The organism is Polaribacter sp. WD7, assembly GCF_003335085.1.
Classification (GTDB): domain Bacteria; phylum Bacteroidota; class Bacteroidia; order Flavobacteriales; family Flavobacteriaceae; genus Polaribacter.
Window position 1 is genome coordinate 115,184 of the sequence record NZ_QPEJ01000013.1, and the last position, 10,149, is coordinate 125,332.

Here is a 10,149-nt window from a genome sequence, read left to right on the forward strand (position 1 = left end):
GTAATATTAAAAATTTAAAATTATGAAGAAATTTTTTGGTTTTTTAGGGATGGCAATTTTAGGAGGAGCCTTAACTTTAGGAGGCTATAAAATGCTATTTAACGATCAGGTAATAGTGGAAAGAACAGTGCCAGAAACAGCAAAAACGTTTCAAACAAGTTTTAATCCCACATTTAATAATGAAACTACTGCAGTAAATTCAATTGATTTTACGGTGGCAGCAGAAAGAACAGTAAATTCTGTAGTACACGTTAAAAATACAGCTGTAAGAACACAGGTAAACCCTTTTGAATTATTCTTTGGAAGCGGAAATGGAGAACGCAAATATGAACAAGTAGGTACAGGAAGTGGTGTCATTATTTCTCAAGATGGCTATATTGTAACCAATAATCATGTTATTGATGGTGCAACAAACATAGAAATAACATTAAATAACAAGCAAAAATATCCAGCAGAATTAATAGGTTCTGATAAAGAAAATGATATTGCTTTACTCAAAATAGAAGCAGATGTAGACTTACCTTATACTCCTTTTGCAAATTCAGACAATATAAAAATAGGAGAGTGGGTTTTGGCAGTTGGTAACCCTTATAATTTGACATCTACAGTAACTGCAGGAATTGTTAGTGCAAAAGGAAGAGATTTAGAAGGAAACAGTGCTATTGATTCTTTCATACAAACTGATGCTGCTGTTAACCCTGGAAATAGTGGTGGTGCTTTAGTAAATACACGTGGAGAATTGGTAGGTATCAATACAGCTATTTCTTCTAGAACAGGCTCTTTTATTGGGTATTCTTTTGCAGTACCATCTAATATTGCTAAAAAGATTGTGGATGATTTGTTAGAGTTTGGTGCTGTGCAAGAAGCTATTTTAGGAATAAGTATAGATGCCTCTAACAACAATATAGATGGTGTGAAAATTAGTGCGTTACCAGATGATAGTGGTGCAAAAAAGGCAGGCTTAAAAGAAGGAGATATCATCAAAAAAGTAAATGATGTTAAGATTTCTAAGTTTTCTGAATTAAGAGGTCAATTAACAGCAAAAAGACCAGGAGAGTCTGTAAATATTACTGTTGAAAGAGATGGAGATTTTATAACAAAGACTGTAACACTTGGTAAAAAAGATACTTTTGCTTCAATTAAATTAGGAATTATGTTAAAAGATTTATCAAAAAAAGAATTGAAAAAGCATGATATAGAAGGTGGAGCCAAAATTGTTATGAATAGCAATAAAAATTTAGAGTATTATGGTGTAAAACAAGGTTTTATTATTACAGCTGTTAATAAACAAGCTATAAAAAGTGCTTCTGATGCGGCAAAAACTATAGATGCTTCTTACGGCAATGGAAACCCTATCTATATAGAAGTAATTAATCTTGATGGAGAAAAAGAACGCTATGCATTCAGATAAAATTTAATGATCACTTTATAAAATCCTGATTTTTTAATCAGGATTTTTTTATTTACGAAAATTTTACGAAATCGATTTCGTAATTCTTAAATAAAGAAATACTTTTGTAATATAACAATTAATTAAAAATATGTTAACAGCAATTAATTATGAACAAGAGGTTCTAAATCAAGCACAAGTAAGAAGGGCTACTGTAGAGTTTACAACAATAGTAAATGATTTATGGTATGATAAATCTATAGAGTTAATATTATTTAGAAACACGTTGGTTAATAAACATGCCAATGAAGTTTTAAATTTAATCAATTATTCACAAGAATTTGTAAGTAAAACAATAACAATACAAGATATTCTAGAAGTAGCTAAGGCTATAAAAGAAATAGAGTTGCCTTCATCAAAATTAGATGTTGGTAAGTTGGCTTATGAATGTTATTTGAGTCCAAAAAAATCAGCAGACAAAGTAGCTTATTTAAAATATAAATTAAGAGCAGCTCAAGAGTACGGAACCATAGAACCTAAAGATGTTGTTCTATATGGTTTTGGTAGAATTGGACGATTATTAGCCAGAGAATTGAGTTCTAAGATGGGTAAAGGTTCTCAATTACGCTTAAGAGCTATTGTAATTAGAGGAGAAATTGATAAAAATGTTTTAGAAAAAAGAGCTTCTTTGTTAAGTATAGATTCTGTTCATGGAGATTTTTTAGGAACAGTAAAAGTAGATACAGAAAATAATGCTTTAATTATAAATGGAACAACGGTTCATGTCATTTCTGCTAATAATCCAGAAGATATAGATTATACGTGCTATGGTATTTATAATGCGTTAATTATAGATAACACAGGAGCGTTTAGAGATGATGAAGCATTAAATAGACATTTAAGAGCAAACGGAGCAGATAAAGTTTTGCTCACAGCACCTGGAAAAGGAATTCCTAATATTGTACACGGCGTAAATCATCAAAAATACAATCCAGAGAATGTAGATATTTTTTCTGCCGCTTCTTGTACAACAAATGCAATTACACCTATTTTGAAGGTTTTAGATGATAACTTTGGCATACATAAAGGACATATAGAAACTATTCATGCTTATACGAATGATCAAAATTTGGTAGACAATATGCACAATAAATATAGAAGAGGTAGGGCTGCTGCATTAAATATGGTTATTACAGAAACAGGAGCAGGCGAAGCTGTCTCAAAAGTAATTCCCGCTTTAAAAGACAAACTAACTTCTAACGCTATTAGAGTTCCGGTACCTAACGGATCTTTGGCAATTTTAAGTTTACAGTTAAGAACTCAGGTCACAAAAGATAGAGTAAATGCTATTGTGAAAAAATATGCCTTAGAAGGTGATTTGGTAGAACAAATTAAGTATTCTTTAAATAATGAATTGGTGTCTTCAGACATCATTGGAACTACGGCACCAGCAATTTTTGATAGTAATGCTACAATTACAGATGAAGAAACGGTTGTAATATATGTTTGGTACGATAATGAGTACGGCTACTCGCATCAAGTAATGCGTTTAGCAAAACATGTTGCAAAAGTTAGAAGATACACCTATTATTAATTTTTATTTCCCCAGCTTACTTCTAAGCAAATAAACCCAAAATATTTTTATGTTTTGGGTTTTTAGTTTTAGATAAATTTTTAGTTTGTGACATAATTATCTATAAAAAATTGCCTCTTAATATAAAATATACATATAATCAATTTAAATTCAGGTAAATATAATATTTGAGGGTTTGTATTCACTAATAAAAGTTGACAATCTGGGCGTATTTTGCACTAAAAATAAAATATATTTATATTGTGTATAATAATTTTAGGTTTTAAAGTAGTTCTTGGTACGTTTTTATCAAAAAATCACCTAAATTGAAATTTTAAAATTATCTCAAATCGTAAAGTACAACAGTTGCAGATTAAAGTTATCTATGTGTAACTATTTCTAAAAAAAATGAAAATAAATTGTAAGCAGAACTCTAAATGTTTTACTATTTTTATAAAAATTTATAGTGATGAAAAACATCGTTTTTATACTCTTTTTTACAGTTAATTTTACCATGAAAGCTCAAGAAAAATTACCCTATTATCAGATACCTGAAGCATCAAAGCAATATACAGCAGGCTCTATTGCTAGTAGAATGATAGACGCCTTAGGGTTTAGGTATTATTGGGCAACAGAAGGGTTAACAGAAAAAGATTTAGATTTTAAACCCAATGATGAAGCAAGAACAACAGAAGAAACCTTAGATCATATTTTAGGATTATCTCAAGTAATTTTAAATGCAATATCTCAAGAAGAAAATAGTGCTACTCAATTTAAGATGTCCTTTGCCCAAAAACGAAAAAGAACGCTAGAAAATTTAGCACAAGCAAGTACAATTGTAAAAGAGAGTAAAGATGTGTCTCAATACAAGATTAAATTTGGAAACAATGAGTTACCATTTTGGAATGTGATAAACGGTCCTATTGCAGATGCTATTTGGCATGTAGGGCAAGTAGTTTCTTTTAGGCGTTCTTCTGGAAATCCATTTCCTAAAGGAGTTAGTGTGTTGAGGGGTACAAAAAGTGAATAATAATTTTTATGACAAATCAACAAAAAATACAATCCCTTCGTGATGAATTAAATCAACATAATTACAACTATTACGTTTTGGATAATGCATCAATTTCAGATTATGATTTTGATATAAAACTTAAAGAATTAGAAAAGTTAGAGCAAGAAAATCCTGAGTTTTTTGATGCGAATTCTCCAACTCAAAGAGTAGGAGGTACAGTTACCAAAAATTTTGAAACTGTTACACATAAAAATAGAATGTACTCTTTAGACAATTCTTATTCTAAAGAAGATTTACTAGATTGGGAAAAAAGAATACAAAAAATATTAGGTACAACAGCGTTAGAATACACATGCGAGTTGAAATATGATGGAGCATCTATAAATTTGACCTATGAAAATGGGCAATTTATAAAAGCAGTAACTAGAGGAGATGGCTTTCAAGGAGATGAGGTTACAGCTAATATTAGAACAATAAAATCGATTCCATTAACTTTAAAACAAGATTTTCTTATCGATTTTGAGATGAGAGGAGAAATAATTCTGCCTCTAGATGGTTTTACAAAAATGAATCAACAACGTTTGGAAAACGGAGAAGAAGCTTATAGAAATCCAAGAAACACAGCAAGCGGAAGTTTAAAATTACAAGATAGTACAGAAGTTGCCAAACGTCCTTTAGATTGTTTGTTGTATCAAGTAGTAAGTTCAGAACGTAAGTACAAAACTCATTTTGAGAGTTTAGAAAACGCAAGAAAAGTAAGTTTTAAAGTACCTAAGACAATAACTCTTGCAAAATCTATTGATCAAGTTTTAGAATTTATACACTACTGGGATCTAAAACGTCATGATTTACCCTATGAAACTGACGGAGTTGTTATAAAGGTAAACAATTTACAGCAACAAGAAGAACTAGGGTATACTTCTAAAGCACCAAGATGGGCAATAGCATATAAGTTTAAAGCAGAACAAGTTTCTACACTCTTAAACAAAATTACGTATCAAGTTGGTAGAACAGGAGCCATAACACCCGTAGCCAATCTAGCACCAGTGCAACTTGCAGGAACTACTGTAAAAAGAGCTTCTTTACATAATGCAGATCAAATAGAAAAGTTAGATATTAGAGAAGGAGATACTGTTTTTGTAGAAAAAGGAGGAGAAATTATTCCTAAAATAATAGCTGTAGATTTTACAAAGCGCCCTGAGAATTCGACTCCTACTGTATATGCAACACACTGTCCAGAATGCAATACAGAATTAATTAGAACTGAAGGAGATGCAAAGCATTATTGCCCAAATGAATTTGGATGTGCACCTCAAATAACAGGAAAAATTCAGCATTTTATCAGCAGAAAAGCAATGGATATAGATGGTTTAGGAGGAGAAACAGTAGATTTATTACGCAAAGAAGGACTCATTCAGAATTATGCAGATTTATATGATTTAGAAGTTGAACAAGTTGTTCCTTTAGAAAGAATGGCCGAAAAATCTGCTCAAAATATGATTACAGGTATTCAAAAATCTAAAGAAATACCTTTCGAAAAAGTATTATTTGCGCTTGGTATTCGTTTTGTGGGAGAAACAGTAGCTAAAAAATTAGTAAAACATTTTAAATCTATAGATAATTTAATGACTGCAGATTTTGAAACTCTTGTTGCTGTAGATGAAATAGGAGACAGAATAGCACAAAGTATTATCGATTTTTCTTCAGATTTAGGAAACATTCAACTCATTAATCGTTTAAAATCTTATGGATTACAACTAGAAATTTCTAAAGAAAGTTTAGCCAACCAAACCAATAAATTGGAAGGACAAGTATTTGTAGTTTCAGGTGTTTTTCATCAAATGAGTAGAAACGAACTCAAAAAAACTATAGAAGATAATGGAGGAAAAGTTAGTTCATCCATATCAAAAAAGACTAATTTTATCATTGCTGGAGATAATATGGGACCATCAAAATTGCAAAAAGCAGAAGCTTTAGCAATAGCCATTATTTCAGAGCAAGATTTTATAGATAAAGTAAGATAACCGTTTTGGCAGCCTTTTTGCTAAGTAATAAAAGTAGAGTTCAGGTAATCAAGATTTGTTATCACATATTTTAGCAAGTACAAATACGTAAAGTGAAAAAACTTTTATACATATATATAGTATTCAATTCATTTCTTGTTTCTGCTCAAGTCAAAGAAAACGATTCTCTACCAGAAAGTATAGATGAGTACGTTTTTGTTAAGCCAGGAGATACATTAACGGTGCAATTAACTGAGTTTTCGTTACTGCCAAAACCTAAATTTAAATCTAGAAATGATATTAGATATTATTTATGGTTTAAAAGAAAAGTGTTTAAAGCTTATCCGTATGCTCAAGTTGCAGCGACAAGGTTGGATACTTTAAATACAAGATTATCAAAAATAAAATCTAAAAGAAAGCGAAAGAAATATACCAAACAAATTCAAAATTATATAGAAGGAGAGTTTACAGATCAAATTAAAAAGATGACCAGAACTGAGGGGCGTATTTTAATTAAGTTAATACATCGTCAAACGGGTAACACTGCCTTTTCAAATATTAAAGAGTATAGAAGTGGATGGAAAGCTTTTTTGTACAATACAACAGCAAATGCATTTAAATTATCATTAAAAACAGAATACCATCCTGAATTTGAAAATGAAGATTTTTTAATCGAAGATATTTTACAACGTGCTTTTAGAGATGATCAGTTAGATTACCAAGAGTCTAAATTAAATTTTGACTTTACTAAGATAATAACTCAGAAAAAAGCAGAAATAGATGTAGAGGTTTACAAAGCTATGTTTGCAAAAATTAGAAAAAAGAAAAAAAGAAGAGGAAAATAAATATCCTCTTCTTCATATTATTTCATGTAAAGACTATCTGTTTTTTTTTATTTTTTGTCTTCAAGAAGTTCTTTTTCTTCTATTTCAGGCTCTTTAGATTTCCCTTTGTAACCAAACAAGAAATTTAATCCAAATCTAAAGTTAGCAGCATTAGATTCTTCAACTTTTCCTCCTATACTAGAAACATCTTCTATAGCAGCATACAATTGTAAGAAAGATAATTGTACTGCTAGGTTAGCACCAAATCTAAAACCACCATTATTACCTCCTGTGCCAGCAACTACACCGTAAGTAGCTTTGTTTAATTCTCTATTGTACCCTAAACCAAAGCTAGGTTTTGTGTCTACGTAAGGATTATTCTCACTAAAATAAGTAGCCCTTAAAACATTTTTTTCAGACATTTTATATTTTGCAGAAAAGAAAGTTCTAGAACTAATTTTAGAATCAAAAGCCTCAGTTGTTTCTTCGGCACCAAGAATATCGTTTAGAGCATCTTCAATTTCATCCTGTACGTTTCCAGAATTTTGAAAATCAAATCCATTATAAACTACTCCATTTACATCTTGTAGTCTATAGTTTGTTATATTTTCTTCCCAATTTATAGATCCTAAGTCGTTAATAGATAATTCAAAAGAAAACTTATTGTTAAGTTTGTAATCAAAACCTAAGTCCATACCAAAACCACTATTACTTCCAAAGAAAGATAGGTTCTCTGTATCAGATACTCCAGAAGTATTGATAATTGCATTTTGTGCAGAAACCGTCCATAAAAAGTTAGCAGGATTTATGTCTACTGAAAGTTGTGCATTGTCCTCTAGTTCTGCATGCATAATACCACTTAAAGATTTTAGACGAACCCCAACAGAAAGTTTATCATTAAAAAAAGTTCTTGTAATTCCAATTCCTATTTCACTATGAGAAGTAAAACCTATTTTTTCTCTAGATAACGCAAAACTAGCATCAAAACCATTTGCGGCAACTCCTGTAAACTCTTTAGAGAATTCCCAAGCTAAATTACTTTTAGCGTTTGCAAATAAGGTAATAGATCCTTTCTTTGTTTTTATACCAAGTGTAAAAATATTTGCTACGATATTTGTAGATAAAACATTAATATCTTCTGCAACGGCATTAAGATTATCAAAATCAAATTTTAAATTACTTCCACTTTCAACTAAAAGATCATTTAGTTTTACTGTAGAGTTAAGATCTAAGCCTAAGTTTAAAGGTGTACCAAAACTAACCTTATATTTAGGTATAAATATTGGCGAAACATCTTGAGTCTGTATAACATAATCACCTAAATTGTAAAAAGAAAGATTATTTTGTGCTTTAGTATTACCAATAGCAATAAAAAGCATTAGGATAGTTGAGTATATATATTTTTTCATTACTTTCTAGTTTTCTGGTGTTATGTTTGCTTTAGCTTCAATTCCTAGAATTACATCTAATTCATCGCTACCTTTAATTAGTACAGAGTTTCTCCCTGTAGGTAGTTCAAGTGTAATTCTAATATTAATTTTACTAGCATTAGTTATGCTGTTTATTTCATTTTGATCAAGTAAAATTTCAAAATTAGAAGAAACTGCAATTCCATCAGAAGAACCTGCTTGGTCTACATTTGCTGCTTCAAAAGCAGTAAGAGATTCTGTGTGTAAAACCTGATTGTTATCATTTTTAAACTCTAAAAGAACATCACCTGTCAAAGGTATTTTATTCTCAACAGTGGCAACTAATCGTATAGATTCAAAATCATCTAAATCATCTGCACCATCAAAATCAATTTCTTTATCTAAGCTTACTTTATCAAAACCAATAGACACTTCTGCTTGAAATCCATTATTGTTGGCTTCAAAAAAGTTTTCATTAACACCATTACTTAGTGGGTTGGCTTTTCCAGAAATATCAAAAGCAATAGAGTTAGGTTTAGATTCTAACAATTCTGCAATGTTAGAGTTAGTATCATCAAGGGTGGTATTGGTTATTCTTGGAGCATCACCAAAGTTTTCTACACCGTTTATTATAATTGTATTTGGTAATGGTCCAGGCGCTGAATAATTTAGGTTTACAGAAGTATTTGTTCCAGTTGCAGTAATAGAAGATAAATCCATACTTATTGGAAAACCATAATCACTTGTAACGTTAATGTCCATAGAAACATTTTCAAATGAAACATCACCCTCACTAAAATTATCAAAGAACTCACCTAAATCTATAGTGTTAGAAGATATATTAAAAGGCTCTTGTTTAAAGTCTCCGTTAATAAGTGTATAAGAAACATCAGAAATAATAGCCTCGTATGAAATGGCATCGTTAGCATTTAAAGTATTTCCCTCAACAAAGGTAAAGGCAGCATCAACGTTAATTACCACTTTGTTATTGGTTTTACCAGTTCCAGTACCATCGTTTGTAAGGTCTGCATTGTAATCTTTTAAATTTAATGATATAGTTTCTTGTGTTCCGTTAGTAACTGTTTCGGTTTGAGTAAAAATAGCCCCGTCACTTTTGTTTGTAAAAGAAGGTATTGTAACAGTAATTTCAATACTTGCTTCAACTGCGGAATCAAAAACCAAATTCATAACACCACCATCAAAGACAACACCCGTTAATTCTTGAGTTAAATTTAAGTCGTGTACTTTTTGATTATTATTACTAAACGTGCCAATTAAAGGATTAGGTATACCAGAAGATATTTCTGCCGTTATGGTATAAGGAAAAGTTTCTCCAATATTTGCAAGTTCTTGTTCTGTTATAGGACTTGAAACTGAACTTTCAATTGTAGTGTCGTCAATATCTACATTAAAAGCATCATTATTTTCTCCAGAAAATGTTTCAGTATAAATAAAACTGAATTCTTCTGTAGATGTAGGTTCAAGATCGCTAGAGCCCAAGTCATCAAAAATTTCTGATAGGTTGTAATTAATAAATCCTGCAGGTATTTTTAAATTACCATCCCAAGCAACTTCTTCAATTTCCCTATCTAGGTAGGAAATATCGCAAGAAGCAACGAGGCTAGCAAATAAAAGAGTTAAACATAATTTTGTAATTTTCCTCATAATTGTTTAAGTTTAAGAATATGTTAGTTTGTTTCTCTGCTTGCAAGATAAGAATATCTGTAATTTTGAATAATATACTTTAGACAATAAATGAGATATTCTCACAAAAAACGTAATTAACTCAAGTCCTATTAGAACGTTGATCAGGTGTTTTCACAATGTTGTTTTCTTTTTTTACGTTTAATTAATATTTTGTGTTAGCATTAATTAAGTGTTAGGGTGTTTTTTAGTGTGTTAAGAAAAAAAAGGTGGGGCTTTCGGCACATGTTTTTA

7 protein-coding genes are annotated in these 10,149 nt (G+C 30.5%); 5 read left to right on the top strand and 2 right to left on the bottom strand.

What is annotated here, in order from left to right; genetic code table 11:
* Nucleotides 1-22: 22 nt before the first annotated feature.
* The 5 genes from DUT90_RS01665 to DUT90_RS01685 all read left to right on the top strand — a co-directional run bounded on the left by DUT90_RS01665 (nt 23) and on the right by DUT90_RS01685 (nt 6,823).
* Entirely contained in the window at nt 23-1,411 is a 1,389-nt protein-coding gene (locus DUT90_RS01665) for a trypsin-like peptidase domain-containing protein (RefSeq protein ID WP_114424980.1), read from the top strand.
* 130 nt (nt 1,412-1,541) lie between these two features.
* Nucleotides 1,542-2,984 (top strand): glyceraldehyde-3-phosphate dehydrogenase, encoded by a 1,443-nt coding sequence (locus tag DUT90_RS01670; RefSeq protein WP_114424981.1) that lies wholly within the window; start codon nt 1,542-1,544, stop codon nt 2,982-2,984.
* 448 nt (nt 2,985-3,432) lie between these two features.
* On the top strand, nt 3,433-3,993 hold the full coding sequence (locus DUT90_RS01675) for a hypothetical protein (protein ID WP_114424982.1): 561 nt from the start codon (nt 3,433-3,435) through the stop codon (nt 3,991-3,993).
* Between the two features lie 8 nt (nt 3,994-4,001).
* A complete protein-coding gene (gene ligA, locus DUT90_RS01680) occupies nt 4,002-5,999 on the top strand; it encodes an NAD-dependent DNA ligase LigA (RefSeq protein ID WP_114424983.1) in 1,998 nt (665 codons plus the stop codon).
* Between the two features lie 92 nt (nt 6,000-6,091).
* Nucleotides 6,092-6,823, top strand: a complete 732-nt coding sequence (locus DUT90_RS01685; protein ID WP_114424984.1) for a DUF4294 domain-containing protein — start codon at nt 6,092-6,094, stop codon at nt 6,821-6,823.
* 47 nt (nt 6,824-6,870) lie between these two features.
* On the opposite strand, the gene DUT90_RS01690 is transcribed toward DUT90_RS01685, so the two are convergent.
* The gene (locus tag DUT90_RS01690) at nt 6,871-8,211 is read right to left on the bottom strand and encodes a DUF5723 family protein (RefSeq protein ID WP_147266192.1); all 1,341 of its coding nucleotides are present in this window, start codon (nt 8,209-8,211) and stop codon (nt 6,871-6,873) included.
* Nucleotides 8,212-8,217: 6 nt separating this feature from the next.
* The gene (locus tag DUT90_RS01695; protein WP_114424986.1) at nt 8,218-9,876 is read right to left on the bottom strand and encodes a hypothetical protein; all 1,659 of its coding nucleotides are present in this window, start codon (nt 9,874-9,876) and stop codon (nt 8,218-8,220) included.
* Nucleotides 9,877-10,149 lie beyond the last annotated feature (273 nt).

What these genes read in the sequence shown, in the direction of transcription:
- DUT90_RS01665 (WP_114424980.1), top strand. Translation starts at nt 23, where the DNA reads ATGAAGAAATTTTTTGGTTTTTTAGGGATGGCAATTTTAGGAGGAGCC.
- DUT90_RS01670 (WP_114424981.1), top strand. Translation starts at nt 1,542, where the DNA reads ATGTTAACAGCAATTAATTATGAACAAGAGGTTCTAAATCAAGCACAA.
- DUT90_RS01675 (WP_114424982.1), top strand. Translation starts at nt 3,433, where the DNA reads ATGAAAAACATCGTTTTTATACTCTTTTTTACAGTTAATTTTACCATG.
- ligA (WP_114424983.1), top strand. Translation starts at nt 4,002, where the DNA reads ATGACAAATCAACAAAAAATACAATCCCTTCGTGATGAATTAAATCAA.
- DUT90_RS01690 (WP_147266192.1), bottom strand. Translation starts at nt 8,211, where the DNA reads ATGAAAAAATATATATACTCAACTATCCTAATGCTTTTTATTGCTATT.
- DUT90_RS01695 (WP_114424986.1), bottom strand. Translation starts at nt 9,876, where the DNA reads ATGAGGAAAATTACAAAATTATGTTTAACTCTTTTATTTGCTAGCCTC.